Below are 14,241 nucleotides of genomic sequence, written 5' to 3'. Positions count from 1 at the left end.
GCTCATTCGCCTGCGCCCACGATGGCCGCGCGGGATGCGTCAGCCTCAGCTACCGCAGGCGCCGCAGCGCCGCGCGCCAGATAGGCGTCGAGCTTCGCCGTGTCCAACGCATTCTCCCAGCGCGCGATGGCAAAGACGGCGACCGTGTTGCCGATGACGTTGGTCAGCGCGGTGCAGGTGGCCATCAGGCGGTCGATCCCGAACAGAAGGCCGAGGCCGTTCAGGGGCAGCACCCGAACGGATTGCAGGGTCGCCGCGAGCTTGATGAAGGCGCCGCCTGCGACCGTCGTGCCGCCCTTCGACGTCAGCAGCATCACGGCGAGCACGGCGACCTGCTGCCCATAGGAGAATGGCGTATCGGTCGCCTGCGCGATGAAGCCGACCGCAATCGCCATGTAGATGCCGGTGCCGTCGAGGTTGAAGCTGTAGCCCGCCGGCAGGACGAAACCCACGATCGAGCCGTCGCAGCCGGCCTGCTCGAGCTTCTGCATCAGCCGCGGCAGCGCGACTTCGCCGGAGGCCGTCCCGAGCACCAGCAGCAGCTCCTCTCGGATAAGCCGGAGCAGCTTGAACAGTGACAGTCGCATGATGGCGCAGACCGCACCGAGCACGACCAGCACGAAGACGATCGCGGTGGCCCAATAGAGCACCACGACCTTTCCGAGGTAGAGCAGCGTGGCGCCGCCGTGGGTGCCGATCGCCGCCGCCATCGCGCCGAAGGCGCCGATCGGCGCGAGCTTCATGATGAAGCCGAGCATGCGGAACAGCACGTCCTGCCCCTCTTCGATGCCGTGCAGGATGGCCGAGTCCTTCTTCAGGCCGACGCTCAGCGCCGCCCCGACCATCACCGAAATGAACAGCACCTGAAGGATCTCACCCTTGGCGAAGGCGTCGACGATGGTCGTCGGAATGATGCTGAGAAAGAAGCCGACGGCGGTGAAGTTGCTCGCCGAGTTCGAAATGCGCGTGACGCTATCGTTCAGCGCGAGATTGCCGGCATGCAGCCCGTCGCCGGGTTGGACCACGTTGACCGCGATGAAGCCGACGACCATGCCGAGCGTGGTGAGGATCTCGAAATAAAGCAGCGATTTGAGCGCGAGCCGGCCGAGCTGCCGCATGTCGCGGACGTGGGTCAGTCCCAGGACGACCGAGCAGAAGATGATCGGCCCCAGCATCATGCGCAAAAGGGCGATGAAGCCGTCGCCGAGCGGCTTCATGTCAGCGGCCGCGCCAGGCGCCACCAGGCCGAAGACGATCGCGAGCGCGATCGCGATCAGAACTTGCACGTAAAGCTGGCGGATGATCGCCATGGCTCGTTTCGCTCCCGTTTGGGACGAGATGATTTCTCGTTCCCGTTTCGGAGCGAACTAGAGCAGACCCCGCCGTGCTATGTCCAAATCAATATTTAGATCGGCTTCCATGCCGGATGGGCATGGTTCGGGACGTGACCTGGGACATGCAAACCCGACCGTGCCGGATAGGCCGGAGCGCCGAGAGGCACGCCACGACAGGCGGCCTCCCGGCGCATTGGCGTCACTGCTGCTGGTCGATGACCTGCACGATCTTCTGATCCCGCGGGTCGACCAGAACCACCTGATCGCCGATCGCCAGGTACTGGTAGTTGGCGAGCTCGGGATTGCTGCGGGCGAGCTCATCGGGCACGCGGCGCAGGCTGAGGCAGCTCGAACCGGACGACAGTGACGAGGATGTCGTCGAGCCGACCGTGCCGGTCTCGGTGACCGCGCGGCGCAGGATCTGACGCTGATCGTCCGACAGCACGATGCGGGTCGCGTTCACGCCATAGCTGCCGTGGTCATAGCCACGATCGGCGCGCACGCCGTTCTGCGGAATGACGTCGACGATCTCGCGGCTGCGCGGATCGATGATGGCGATCTCGTCACGCACCACCGTGTAGTCGTAGCCGCGATACTCTGGCACCATCACGACGATGTCCGAGGGCAGCGGACGCGGCCGCACGCGCTCGGGCAGGCGCTCGCCGATGTTGATGCGGATATCGATGTCGGTGCGCGCCCGGTCGAAATCGCGATCGCGCTTGAGCTGATCGACCACGCGGGTGCGCTGCTGGTCGTTGACAGACACCGAGGTCGCGGAGCGCTGGCCGTCCGGCTGGGTCTGGTTGCCGGCCTGCCCGGTCGCATCCGGCTTGCGCGCGTCGTTGCCGGCGGGGCCTGCCTTCGGGTCCTGCTGCGCCGTCGATTTGTCGTCGACACGCGCTGGCTGGGTGGCCTGCTTGCTGCGATCGGCGTCCGGCTTGTCGGCGGTCTTGCCGGACTCGCGATTGCCACGCTCGTCCTGGCTTTGGCGGGGCTTGTCGCCGCCGGTGCGGTCGTTGCGATCCGCCTCACGGTCGGACTTGCGATCCGTCGCACCGGGCTTGTTGGACTCGGCGGCACGCTCCTCGGTCTTGCGCTCGTCGGCACGCCCAGGCTGTTTCTCTGCGGCCTTGTCCTCAACCTTGCCCTTGCCCTGAGCCTGTTTGTCTTCAGCGCCCTCCTTGGCGTCACGGGCACGCTCGGCGGCCGCCGGCCCGCGCTCGCCCTTGGTCTGCTGAGCGCCCTGCTTGGTGTCAGGCACGGCGCGCTCCTGCGCCTGCTCCCGCACCGGCTCACGCCCGGCCGCGGACGGCGGTTCAGCGCGACGCTGCTCCGGCGCGCCCTTCGTCTCCGACGCTGCGCGTTCTGCCGCCGCAGCGCCGCCCTTGGCGTCGGCAGCCGGACGGACCGCCTCACCACGCGGCGACGCCGCCGCAGGACCGCCCTCGCGCTTCATCTCGGATTGCGCGGATGCGGCGCTCGCGCCAGTGCCGATCGCCAGAATGATAGCGGCCGTTCCCAGCCAATGTTTCGTCGTCATGTGTGAACCTCCTCAATTCCCTGCCCCAAGGGAATCGGGCGGACAACGCGATCAACCGGCCGGCGTTGCCGGACCGCGGGAGAAAAAAGTTACGGAACGATTTTGATGAACAGCCCAACGCCGCCGCCGATATCGGCGACGAGACAGGCCGATAGCCTCTCAGCGCCGGCGCCTCACCGCGGCGGCAGCCCGAGCATGGCCAGCACGGGAATCGCGAATAATGCGAAGTTGGTGGTGCTGCTGGCCTCGCCGCCCGCGGTGCTGATCAGGCTCGCGCTGGCTTTCAGCCCGAACAGCATGCCGCTCACCTGATATTCCCTGCTCCCGTCGGCCGCCACCTTCAGGCGCCGCGCCCGGAACACGCGCGGCAGGTTGGTGCCCTTGTCACCTTCGACGCCGAGAATCGTGGTCGTCTGGCCTGGGACCCGCTGATCCAGGATCTTGACGGTCTGCTCTTGCGAGGCACGGAATTGCTCGATGGTCATGGTCGTGTCGGGGGCATAGAGCCGGTAGCTCACCTTCGAGCCCGGACCGCACTTGGTATCCTCGCAGATGAAGAAGGTGACGTCGGTGCCGCTCGGCCGCTGGGATCTCCAGCCGCTCACGGAGAAGGGCTGCGGCGGCGCGGCGGGTGACGGCGTCGCCGACGGAGTTGTCGACGGGATTTCCGCCCGGAGCCCATCCATGCCGGCCACGGTCGCCAGCGACACCGACAGAAGAAGCCAGCGCAGCGCGCACTGAGTGAATGACAGTGCCGACATCAGGACACCGCAGCGATCATGGCCAGCGCACAGATCATCGACGATCCGAAGGATGGAAGACGTGCGCTACGCTGTCTCGCCAATCGGTCGTTTGTTGGTCCATCGGTCGGCCTGCTCTGCGACCGGACCGACGCGCGCCGCGATCAGGCGGCGCGGTCGAGATGGGCGACGAGGCCGGCGAACAGGCCGCGGCCGTCGGTGCAGCCCATGATGTCCTCGACGTGATTCTCGGGATGCGGCATCATGCCGAGCACGTTGCCGCTCTCGTTGACGATGCCGGCAATGGAATGCGCCGCGCCGTTGATGTTGCTGAGGTCGCCGACCTCGCCGTCGGCTGAGCAGTAGCGATAGAGCACGCGCCCGTCGCCATTGAGCCGCTTCAGGGTCTCCTCGTCAGCGGCATAATTGCCCTCGCCATGGGCAACGGGCACACGGATGACCTGGCCGGCGTTATAGCCGCGGGTGAACGGTGTGTCCGAGCGCTCGACCCGCAGATGCACGTCCTTGCAGATGAATTTGAGCTTGTCGTTGCGCATCAGGACGCCCGGCAGCAGGCCCGACTCGCACAGGATCTGGAAGCCGTTGCAGACGCCGAGCACGAGGCCACCCTTGGCAGCATGATCGCGCACCGCATCCATGACAGGCGCCCGCGCCGCGATCGCGCCACAGCGCAGATAATCGCCATAGGAGAAGCCGCCGGGGACGACGACGAGATCGGTGCCGTTGGGCAGCTCCGTTTCCGCGTGCCAGAGCATCGCCGGCTCATGGCCGGAGATCATGCGCAGCGCGCGCGCCATGTCGCGTTCGCGGTTGATGCCTGGAAAGACGAGGACGGCGGATTTCATGATCTTACGTGCTTGCTTGAGGATTTCCGCCTCGCGGCTTGGCGAGGGTGAGTGAGTCTGACGAGAGCTCCCGGTTCAACGCTCGCACGCCGGCAAGAAGCTCATCGTCCGAATGTTCGACGCGGACCAGATCACGCGAGACCTCAAGCAGCAGCTCGTAGATCTCGCGGTCGGTCACAGCCATCGCCTACCCCAACAGCTCCACCCGGTAATTCTCGATCACCGTGTTGGCGAGCAGCTTGTCGGCGGCCGCCTTGAGGGCGGCCTCCGCCGTGGCCTTGTCGGCGCCGGCGAGCTCGATGTCGAACACCTTGCCCTGACGGACTGACGCGACGCCGTCGACGCCGAGCGATTTCAGGGCGCCCTCGATCGCCTTACCCTGGGGATCGAGGATGCCGGTTTTCAGTGTCACCGTGACACGCGCTTTCACGTCTTGCTTCCCTTTAGCTCTTGACCAGGACCGGGCCGGAGCCCGCCGGACGCTCGTTCTCCATCAGGATGCCGAGCCGCTTGGCGACCTCGGTATAGGCCTCCAGAAGGCCGCCAAGATCACGGCGGAAGCGGTCCTTGTCGAGCTTCTCGTTCGACTTGATGTCCCAGAGACGGCAGGAATCAGGGGAAATCTCGTCGGCGACGATGATCCGCATCATCTCGTTCTCGAACAGCCGGCCGCATTCCATCTTGAAATCGACCAGGCGGATGCCGATGCCGAGGAAAAGGCCGGTCAGGAAGTCGTTGACACGGATGGCGAGCGCCATGATGTCGTCGATCTCCTGGGGCGTGGCCCAGCCGAACGCGGTGATGTGCTCTTCCGACACCATGGGGTCGTTGAGTTGGTCGTTCTTGTAATAGAATTCGATGATCGAACGCGGCAGCTGGGTGCCTTCCTCGATGCCGAGGCGCTGCGACAGCGAGCCCGCCGCCACGTTGCGCACGACGACCTCGAGCGGCACGATCTCGACCTCGCGAATCAACTGCTCGCGCATGTTGAGCCGGCGGATGAAGTGGGTCGGCACCCCGATGTCGTTGAGGTGCTGAAACAGGTACTCCGAGATCCGGTTGTTGAGGACGCCCTTGCCTTCGATCACCTGGTGCTTCTTGGCATTGAAGGCGGTAGCGTCGTCCTTGAAGTGCTGGATCAGGGTGCCCGGCTCGGGGCCTTCGTAAAGGACCTTGGCCTTGCCTTCATAAATGCGACGCCGACGGCTCATTGGGATGTACCGTGTTTTGTTGAAATCCATGAAATTGGTGGGCTCCGGATGACTTTGGACAGGACCACGACGGAGCTGCCGCGAGGGCTTGGATCCGACGGAAACAGAACAGGAACCGAGCCTGTGGGAAACCTATCCCATTGGTGTCCCGAGCACAATCGATCCAGATCCCTGGACCGGAGTTTTACCGCGCCTTCCTGCGGCCTCGTGCCCGTTGTATTGGCAAGGTGTTCCAATTATTTAGGCGTGCGGATACCGCCCCGCAACCGCCTCCGCGGTTAACCCTCTTCGGCAACACTGGAAGTTCCGACCATGACCACGTTCGACAAGCGCGAGGACGCCTTCGAGAAGCAATTCGCCCATGACGAGGAATTGAAGTTCAAGGCGGAAGCCCGCCGCAACAAGCTCCTCGGCCTCTGGGCAGCCGAAAAGCTCGGCAAATCAGGCGCTGACGCCGACGCCTACGCCAAGGAGGTGGTCGCGGCCGATTTCGAGGAGGCCGGCGACGCCGACGTCGTGCGCAAGGTGCTGGGTGACCTCACCGCCAAGGGCGCCGCGGTGACCGAGGCCGAAATCCGCGCGAAGATGAGCGAACTGCTGGCGACCGCTGTCGCCCAGATCAAGGCGGGATAGTGATCAGGGGCGAATAGCGAATGGCGAGTAGCGAATAGGGCTGACCTGCCCCTGTTCGCTCTTCCCTACTCGCTATTCGCTACTCCCTATTCGTCTACTCTTCCTTGAATCCATACTCCGGCACGTTGCCGCTGGCGCCGTAATATTTGTACGGCAGGAACTTGCCCGACATCGTGATCTTGACGCGGTCGCCCTTGGCGTTTGGCAGGCGCTCCATCACCATGTCGAAATCGATCGCCGACATGATGCCGTCGCCGAACTCCTCCTGGATCAGCTCCTTCCAGGCCGGGCCATTGATCATCACCAGCTCGTAGAAGCGATAGATCAGGGGATCGGTCGGCGGCATCTGCACGCCCTCGCCGCGCATCGGCGTCTCGTTCAGCATCGTGATCTCGCTCTTCGAGAGCCCGAACAGCTCGCCGGCATTGGCGGCCTGCGGCTTGGTCAGCTTCATCTGGCCGAGAATGGCGCCGACGATCAGCACCTCGGAATAGCCGCCGATCTGCTCGCAGATGTATTTCCAGCTCCAGCCCTTCTCGCGCTTGATGTCGAGCAGCTTCTCGGTGAGGTCGGATCGCTTCATGCTTGGTCTCCCTTGATGGGTCTTCGTTGATGAGTTTCTCGGCTGAACGGACTCAGCTGGCGACCGCCTGCGGCCCGTCGCTGTCGGCCGGTTTGGACGAAACGATGATCGGCTCGGTGCGGCCGATCCTCACCACCGGCACCTTGCGCGGGTCGTGATCCGGCGTGTCCGCGGTGAAGGTCTTGCTGCGGCTGACCAGGAAGTCGATGATGTGGTTGCGCAGCGCGTAGTACAGCGGATGACGGTGCAGATCGCCGCGCAGCCGGTCCTTGGGCAGCGGATTCTCCACGATCTCGGCCAGCACCGCGCCCGGCCCGTTGGTCATCAGCACGATCTTGTCGGCGAGATAGATCGCCTCATCGACGTCATGCGTGATCATGAACACGGTCTGGCCGGTCTCGACGCAGATCCGCCGGACCTCATCCTGCAGGGTGCCGCGCGTCAGCGCATCGAGCGCCGAGAACGGCTCGTCCATCAGCATGATTTTCGGCGTGATCGACAGCGCGCGGGCAATGCCGACGCGCTGCTTCATGCCGCCGGACAGCTCAGATGGACGCTTGTGCTCGGCGCCGGACAGCCCGACCAGCTCGATATATTTCAGCGCATGCGCCTTGACCTTGGCGCGATCCCATTTGCGCCATTTCGACGAAACCGCATAGGCCACGTTGCCGAGCACCGTCCGCCACGGCAGCAGCGCATGGCTCTGGAAGATGACGGCACGATCCAGACTCGGCCCCTCGATGGCCTGGCCGTCGACAATGACGGCGCCCTCGCTGGGCACATCGAGCCCGGCCAGGATGTTGAGCACCGTGGTCTTGCCGCAGCCGGAATGCCCGATCACGCAGACGAACTCGCCCCTGGTCATGCCGAGCCAGAGATTCTCGAAGATCGTCGTGCTCCGCGCCCCGTCATAGCGCTTGGCGATGCCCTCGATCGAGATGAACTTGTCGGTCATCGGCTAAGCCTCCGCAACGGCAGTGCGCCCCCTCTCCCCGTTCTTCACGGGGTGAGGGGCAGCCGCACGGGCGGTGCAAGCGGAAAATCTGGATGACGGGCACACGCGCGAGGCTCGTCCGTGGATAGACCTGTACCCCCTCACCCGGATTGCATCTTCGATGCAATCCGACCTCTCCTCGCAAGCGGGGAGAGGTAAGGACGCAGCGGTGCCTTTGATCAACATCACCGCCCTACTCCGGAAACGTCACGAGCCGCGACACCCGGGCCAGGATCTGGTCCAGCACCATGCCGACGAGACCGATCAGCAGGATCGCGATGATCACGTTGGTGATCGAGAGGTTGTTCCATTCGTTCCAGACGAAGTAGCCGATGCCGGTGCCGCCGACGAGCATCTCGGCGGCGACGATCACCAGCCAGGCGATGCCGATCGAGATCCGCATGCCCGTAAGGATCGTCGGCGCCGCGGCAGGCAGGATCACCGTAAAGGCTCGGCGGAAATTCCCGACCTCCAGCGTGCGGGCGACGTTGATCCATTCCTTGCGGACGCTGGCGACGCCGAAGGCGGTGTTGATCAGCATCGGCCACACCGAGCAGATGAAGATCACGAAGATCGCCGACAGGCTGGAATCCTTGATCGTGTAGAGCGCCAGCGGCATCCAGGCGAGCGGCGAGATCGGCTTCATGATCTGGATGAACGGATCGAGCGCCTTGCTCATCAAGGGCGACATGCCGATCAGGAAGCCGAGCGGGATCGCGATCGCCACCGCGATCAGATAGCCCAGCATCACCCGTCCGAGCGAAAAGGCGAGCTGGATGCCGAGGCCCTTGTCGTTGGGACCATTGTCATAGAATGGCCGCTTGAGGTGCTCCCACAGCTTGGCGCCGACATCGAGCGGCCCGGGCATCGCCGACTTGCCCTGCGTCGCGGTGAGGCCCATCAGCTTGGCATATTCCGGGCTCATGTTGGCAGCCGTCCCCGTGCTGCGCGTGGCGAGATGCCAGGCGCCGAGGAACACGGCGAGCAGGAAGATGGACACGATTGCGGCGCGCAGGCGAAGTGAGGCGGTCATCGGGCGCCCCACCCACCACTGTCGTCCCTGCGAACGCAGGGACCCATAGCCACCGTCGGCGGTTGGTGGAAAAGACTATCGCTACCGCCCATGCCACAAGACAGGTCACGGCGTATGGATCCCCGCGTTCGCGGGGACGACACTGTTGGTGTGGTCAGCAGGGTCGGATTCATCGCCCCCATCACGACGCCTTCTTGATCTTGAAGCTGGCGACGTAGTCGTCCGGCTTGGTCGGATCGAACGGCTTGCCCATCACCGAGAACGACTTGTAGGAGTCCTTCGGCGGTGTGAGCCCCATCTCGGTCATCACCTTGCGAGTGTCAGTCGCCAGATAGATCTGCTCGGCGACGGCCTTGTAGTCGACGTCGCCCTTGATCTGGCCCCAACGCTTCATCTGGGTCAGCATCCACACCGCGAAGGACTGCCACGGGAACGGATCGAAATCGACGCGCTTCGGATCGGTCTTCACGCCGCCAAGGCCGTCGGCATAGGTGCCGGTCAGGACCTGCTCCAGCACGGTCACCGGCGCGTTGATGTAGTTGGCCGGCGCGATCGCCTCCGCGATCTGCTTGCGGTTCTCGGCCTTCGCCGCATAGGCTGTCGCGTCGACGATGGCGCGAGTCAGCGCGGCAAAGCTGTTCGGGGCCGCCGTGATGAACTCGCGGCTGGCGGCGAAGCTGCAGCAGGGATGGCCGTCCCAGATCTCCTTGGACAGGATGTGCAGGAAGCCGACGCCGTCATAGATCGCGCGCTGGCAGATGTTGTCGGGCGCGAGGAAGCCGTCGATGTTGTCGGCACGGAGGTTCGCGACCATCTCCGGCGGCGGCACCGAGCGCAGCTGCACGTCGGTGTCCGGATCGATGCCGTGCTCGGCGAGATAATAGCGCAGCAGGTAGTTGTGCATCGAATAGTCGAACGGAATAGCGAATTTCAGGCCCTTCCAGTCCTTCGGATCGCGCTTGTCCTTGTGCTTCATCGACAGCACGATGCCCTGCCCGTTGATGTTCTCGATCGCGGGCACGGTGAACGGGATCGGCTGCGCGCCGAGACCCAGCGAGATCGCGATCGGCATCGGCGCCAGCATGTGGGAGGCGTCGTATTCCTTGTTGATGGTCTTGTCGCGGATCACCGCCCAGCCGGCCGTCTTGACGACCTCGACGTTGAGGCCGGCCTTGGCATAGAAGCCGAGCGGCGCGGCCATGATGATCGGCGTCGCGCAGGTGATCGGGATGAAGCCGACCTTGAGATCCTTCTTCTCGGGCGTGCCGGATTCGGCGAACGCCTCGGTCGCCGTCTTCAGCGGGAAGAACTGCGAGACCGCGGCGAGCGCCGTCGCCGCGCCGACCGATTTCAGGAACGCGCGGCGCGTCGCGGCCTCCGGAAACACCGCGCGCAGCACGGCGGACGCGACGACGTTCTCATAGCGCTTCTCTTGCGATTCGACGACCGGCTCACAGCGCAGCGCCAGCAGGGCGTGCTCATGTTCGGCCGGGCTCTGATGCTGGCCGCAGATACAACCGGCATTCACGCGTGAATCGGCATCGAACGGATCATCGAAAATCGACATGTGCTGCGCCCCTTTGTCACACCCGCGCTATCAGCGCCTTCAAACTGCTCATCCGGCCGCATTTTTCAGCGGCCGGACGTGCATATCATGCAGCTTCTATGCCGCTTTGCTGACCATCGCCGGCATCGGAAGACCTTCCTCGATCGGCAGCGACGGGTCGCGCGACCACTCGTTCCACGAGCCGAAATACATCCGCACATCCTTCACGCCGGCATTCTTCAGCGCCAGGAACGTGTTCGACGCGCGTGCGCCCTTGAAGCAGTACAGATACACCGGCGTGTCGACAGTGATGCCGACGGTAGCGCATTCGGCGAGGATCTCGTCCTTCGACTTGAAGCGCGGGCCTTCGCCGGTCGGCTTCATCATGCGGTACCATTCCAGCCAGACGGCACCGGGGATGCGGCCCTTGCGCGGGCAGAAATCCTTGCCGTAGGGCGAGGACGAGTCGCCGATCCACTCGTCGACGTCGCGGACGTCGAGGATCGCGATCGAGGGATTGCCGACGGCCGAGAGCATGGCCTTGGCGTCGATCAGGATGCTGCCCGCCTCCGGCACGATCGCGAACGAAGCCTTGGTCGGCGCCGGCACGTCGGTGGTCACGGCCATGCCTGCGGCAACCCAGGCATCATAGCCGCCGTGCAGCACCTTGACCTTGGGATAGCCCAGCATCGTCAGCAGGAAATAGCCGCGGCAGGACTGGCCGAAGCCGGAGTTCATCGACTGCTCGTAGACGACGGCGGTCTCGCTGCCCGACAGGCCGGCGGCGCCGAAAGCGTCGGCGAACTTCGTCTTCAACTCCGCAATGCCTTCCGGCGTCGACGTCGCGAGATAGGTGAAGATCTCGTGGACGTTGACGGCGCCGGGAAGATGTCCCGCACCGAAGGCATCGGGATTGCGCGTGTCGATGATGACACACGGTTCTTTCTTGATGAAGTCAGCGAGTTCGCCGGCAGTAATCAGAACGTCCGTCATGGCAGGCCTCTCCTGGTTGGGATTTGTTGGTTTGCCGTTCTCGCCGGCGTCAGCCGTCGGCGAGCATCTTGCGGAGCTGCTTGGTCGCGGGGGTGACGATCGCGACAAAATAGGCCTCGCGCAGGCGACGTTCGGCGCGATTGCCCTTGATGTAGCCGCGCGCTCCGCAATGGAGCATCGCGGCGTGAGCCGCAGCGACGCTGGCCTCGCCGGCCCGCAGGCGCAGCGCGACGACCTTGCGCCAATAGGTCTCGTCCGTGTTGTAGGGATCGCTGGCGAGGCTCGTGGTCTCCCTGGCGAGTTCGTCGGCGAGCGCATGGAAGTCGACCGGCTGTTGCGGCAGATAGCGGTTGATGTGGCCGAGCGGCGCCTCGACCTCCTGCATGATCTTGATGCAGTCCTTGATCAGGCCGAGCGCCATGCCCGCCTGCAGCAGGATGAAGCCGGCGCGGATCGTCTTGACGAACGGCCCTGCCGGATCGGCGAGGATCAGCTCATCCGGCACGAACAGGTCGCGGAACTGCAGACCGTAGGTGCCGGTGCCGTCCATCGCCAGGAACGGCTGGCACGGCTGCAGGGTCACAGCCGGGTCGGCGCAATCGGCGATGAACATCACGATCTCTCCGGGCGCATCCTCGCGCTCGAAGATCGTGCCGAACATGTGGTCCGGGCCGAGATTGGAGACCCAGGGCAGCGCGCCGCGCACGACATAGCCGCCCTCGACCTTGCGGCCCTTCAACTTCAGCTTCTCGATGCCGAAGAAGCTCTTCATCGGGTTGGAGAGCCCGGTGCCGCCGAGCAGCCGGCCGCTCGCGGCATCGTCAAGCAGACGATCCTTGAGCGCCTCATTGCTCGAGTTGGCGATGTACCAGACCAGCGTGTTCTGGCACCACGCCATGAAGGCGGAAGCGCCGCAGACCTCGCCGATCGCTCCGATCGAGGCGATCGCGCAATTCAGATCCGCCTTGCCGTCATCGGGGACGTGACTGCTCCACGCGCCGACCTCGCCGAAGCGGCGGAGCACGTCGGCCGGATACACCGTCCCGGCGTCGATGCCAGAGGCCAGCGGCGCGAGCTCATTGCGCGCGATCGCCGCGACCTGCTCCACGGTCGACGGCACGGGCATCACGCCCGCGCCATCGACCGCCAGATGCTGTCCGAGTGAACCCATCACGTCCTCCACTGCTCCCGGCGCTCCGCCGGCTCAGATGCCGACTTCGAGATTGACGGGGCGCGTGAAGGTGTTGGCGACCGGCGACCACTTCTTGACGTGATCGATCAGCGCCTGGACCTCTTCCTTGGAGATGCCCTCGCATTCCATGTCGACCTTGACGCGCACGTCGGTGAAGCCGACTGGCTTCTCGGAAACGTCGCCCGTGCCCCAGACCGCCGTGATGTTGAGGTCGCCCTCGAGCTCCAGCTCGAGCTTGTTGACGACCCAGCCGCGGTGCACGGCGTTGGCGTGCAGGCCGACGGCGAGGCAGGAGCCGAGCGCCGCGAGCGAGGCCTCCGACGGGTTGGGCGCGGTGTCGTCGCCCAGCAGGCCCGGCGGCTCGTCGACGATGTAAGGCGCGAGGTTGCGGATATAGTTGGCGTGGCGGAACTTGCCCTCCGCGACGGTCTTGCACTTCAGGGTCTTGATGACCTTGGGGTTGGCCTTGCCGTTGACGATGAGCTGTTCGAGTCCACTTCTGTCGATGGGCGCGAGGCAGCCTGTGAGGGCCGTCTTCTGAACCACAGCGGTCATCTCATTTCTCTCCCTGGGATCGAGGATACCGAACGGTCTGTTTCCTGCACGAAGCGTGCCAGGAAGCCTGGATTTCAAAAGGCGGAATGATCTTCGCGGTTTAGGAAAAGATGGCGGAAGGCAGGCTGCCCTCGCCTGCCCAAGCGCGATGCAGAATGCTGCCGTGTCAGATCAAAATGAGCGCAGCGCTGCCTCATCGGCATCAGCGGTCTTGCTGACTCACGCGCACAGCGATTAAGCTTGCGCGCATGGGCAGATCCTTGGGCAAGTCAGCTGCGGGCAAACAGACGGCGAAGAAGCCGGCGATCGCGCGACCGATCGCCGCGGGCGATGATGAATCCGCGCGCGGCCGTCTGCTGGGCGCCGCCACGCATCTGTTCTGCAAGAATGGCATCAACGCGACCGGCATCGACGCGATCATCAGCGAGGCCGGCACCGCGAAGACGACGCTCTATAAGCTGTTCGGATCGAAGACTGCGCTCGTCACCGCCGTGCTGGAAAGCGAAGGCAAGCAGTGGCGCGAGTGGTTCATCGGTGCGATGGAAAGCGGTGGCGGCGATGCGGAGACCAAGCTGACGCGGATCTTCCCGGCCCTGAAGAGCTGGTTCGGGGAAGAGCGCTTCTACGGCTGCCCGTTCATCAACGCGGTCGGCGAGCACGACAAGGACCAGAAGCAGTTCCGCACCATCGCGATGCGCCACAAGAAGGTGGTGCTCGCGCATATCGAGAAGCTGGCGCGCGAGATGGGAGCAGTCGAGCCCGAGAGCTTCGCGCACCAGCTGGCGCTCCTGATCGACGGCGCGATCGTGGCGGCGATGGTGTCGCGCAATCCGGAGGTCGCCGACACCGCGGCGATCGCAGCGAGCGCATTGTTCGAGCCGGCCAAGCACAAGGCCGGAAAGCGAACCGGCAAGGCGGACCCGCAGCTCGCCGCGGTGTGAGGTTAGCAAGTCGCAGATGCCTCCGCGCGTCATTGCGAGCGCAGCGAAGCAATCCAGAGTCCCGCCCACCACCCTGGATT

General features: G+C 64.6%; 16 protein-coding genes. 2 read left to right on the top strand and 14 right to left on the bottom strand.

All coding sequences use genetic code 11. The features are described 5' to 3' along the window. Positions 1–2 precede the first annotated feature (2 nt). From QQL87_RS34495 to purC, 7 genes are all read right to left on the bottom strand, one after another. Positions 3–1,310, bottom strand: coding sequence for a cation:dicarboxylate symporter family transporter (locus tag QQL87_RS34495; protein WP_284419000.1), 1,308 nt, complete (start codon positions 1,308–1,310; stop codon positions 3–5). 223 nt (positions 1,311–1,533) lie between these two features. Next, a complete protein-coding gene (locus tag QQL87_RS34490; protein ID WP_284418999.1) occupies positions 1,534–2,874 on the bottom strand; it encodes a DUF1236 domain-containing protein in 1,341 nt (446 codons plus the stop codon). A 173-nt stretch (positions 2,875–3,047) separates the two neighbouring features. After that, complete coding sequence (locus tag QQL87_RS34485) at positions 3,048–3,635, bottom strand: hypothetical protein (protein ID WP_284418998.1); 588 nt, start codon at positions 3,633–3,635, stop codon at positions 3,048–3,050. Positions 3,636–3,778: 143 nt separating this feature from the next. Then, positions 3,779–4,480 (bottom strand): phosphoribosylformylglycinamidine synthase subunit PurQ, encoded by a 702-nt coding sequence (purQ, locus tag QQL87_RS34480; protein WP_284418997.1) that lies wholly within the window; start codon positions 4,478–4,480, stop codon positions 3,779–3,781. A 4-nt stretch (positions 4,481–4,484) separates the two neighbouring features. Further along, positions 4,485–4,664: a hypothetical protein gene (locus QQL87_RS34475; protein ID WP_284418996.1), complete on the bottom strand. Its 180-nt coding sequence runs from the start codon at positions 4,662–4,664 to the stop codon at positions 4,485–4,487. 3 nt (positions 4,665–4,667) lie between these two features. Further along, complete coding sequence (purS, locus tag QQL87_RS34470; protein ID WP_284418995.1) at positions 4,668–4,910, bottom strand: phosphoribosylformylglycinamidine synthase subunit PurS; 243 nt, start codon at positions 4,908–4,910, stop codon at positions 4,668–4,670. Between the two features lie 13 nt (positions 4,911–4,923). Further along, entirely contained in the window at positions 4,924–5,691 is a 768-nt protein-coding gene (purC, locus tag QQL87_RS34465; protein ID WP_008974302.1) for a phosphoribosylaminoimidazolesuccinocarboxamide synthase, read from the bottom strand. Between the two features lie 312 nt (positions 5,692–6,003). Between purC and QQL87_RS34460 the strand changes: the two genes are divergently transcribed. Then, positions 6,004–6,324 (top strand): DUF1476 domain-containing protein, encoded by a 321-nt coding sequence (locus QQL87_RS34460; RefSeq protein WP_284418993.1) that lies wholly within the window; start codon positions 6,004–6,006, stop codon positions 6,322–6,324. A gap of 94 nt (positions 6,325–6,418) precedes the next feature. Here the strand turns inward: QQL87_RS34460 and cynS are convergent, their stop codons facing one another. The 7 genes from cynS to QQL87_RS34425 all read right to left on the bottom strand — a co-directional run bounded on the left by cynS (position 6,419) and on the right by QQL87_RS34425 (position 13,220). After that, positions 6,419–6,907, bottom strand: a complete 489-nt coding sequence (cynS, locus tag QQL87_RS34455; protein ID WP_284418992.1) for a cyanase — start codon at positions 6,905–6,907, stop codon at positions 6,419–6,421. Positions 6,908–6,959: 52 nt separating this feature from the next. Continuing rightward, on the bottom strand, positions 6,960–7,862 hold the full coding sequence (locus tag QQL87_RS34450) for an ABC transporter ATP-binding protein (protein ID WP_284418991.1): 903 nt from the start codon (positions 7,860–7,862) through the stop codon (positions 6,960–6,962). Positions 7,863–8,094: 232 nt separating this feature from the next. Next, positions 8,095–8,934 (bottom strand): nitrate ABC transporter permease, encoded by an 840-nt coding sequence (ntrB, locus tag QQL87_RS34445; RefSeq protein WP_284418990.1) that lies wholly within the window; start codon positions 8,932–8,934, stop codon positions 8,095–8,097. A 181-nt stretch (positions 8,935–9,115) separates the two neighbouring features. Continuing rightward, the gene (locus QQL87_RS34440; RefSeq protein WP_284418988.1) at positions 9,116–10,501 is read right to left on the bottom strand and encodes a CmpA/NrtA family ABC transporter substrate-binding protein; all 1,386 of its coding nucleotides are present in this window, start codon (positions 10,499–10,501) and stop codon (positions 9,116–9,118) included. 96 nt (positions 10,502–10,597) lie between these two features. Then, complete coding sequence (locus QQL87_RS34435; RefSeq protein WP_284418987.1) at positions 10,598–11,473, bottom strand: sulfurtransferase; 876 nt, start codon at positions 11,471–11,473, stop codon at positions 10,598–10,600. Positions 11,474–11,522: 49 nt separating this feature from the next. Beyond that, positions 11,523–12,644 carry an acyl-CoA dehydrogenase family protein gene (locus QQL87_RS34430; protein WP_284418986.1) on the bottom strand — a complete coding sequence of 374 codons (1,122 nt, stop codon included), beginning with the start codon at positions 12,642–12,644 and terminating at the stop codon, positions 11,523–11,525. Between the two features lie 33 nt (positions 12,645–12,677). After that, complete coding sequence (locus QQL87_RS34425; protein ID WP_284418985.1) at positions 12,678–13,220, bottom strand: OsmC family protein; 543 nt, start codon at positions 13,218–13,220, stop codon at positions 12,678–12,680. 248 nt (positions 13,221–13,468) lie between these two features. Between QQL87_RS34425 and QQL87_RS34420 the strand changes: the two genes are divergently transcribed. Continuing rightward, positions 13,469–14,161, top strand: coding sequence for a TetR/AcrR family transcriptional regulator (locus tag QQL87_RS34420; RefSeq protein ID WP_284418984.1), 693 nt, complete (start codon positions 13,469–13,471; stop codon positions 14,159–14,161). Positions 14,162–14,241 lie beyond the last annotated feature (80 nt).

It is taken from the genome of Bradyrhizobium sp. SSBR45G (genome assembly GCF_030159255.1).
In the GTDB taxonomy this organism is placed as follows: domain Bacteria; phylum Pseudomonadota; class Alphaproteobacteria; order Rhizobiales; family Xanthobacteraceae; genus Bradyrhizobium.
This window is presented reverse-complemented; position numbering and strand designations above follow the sequence as displayed.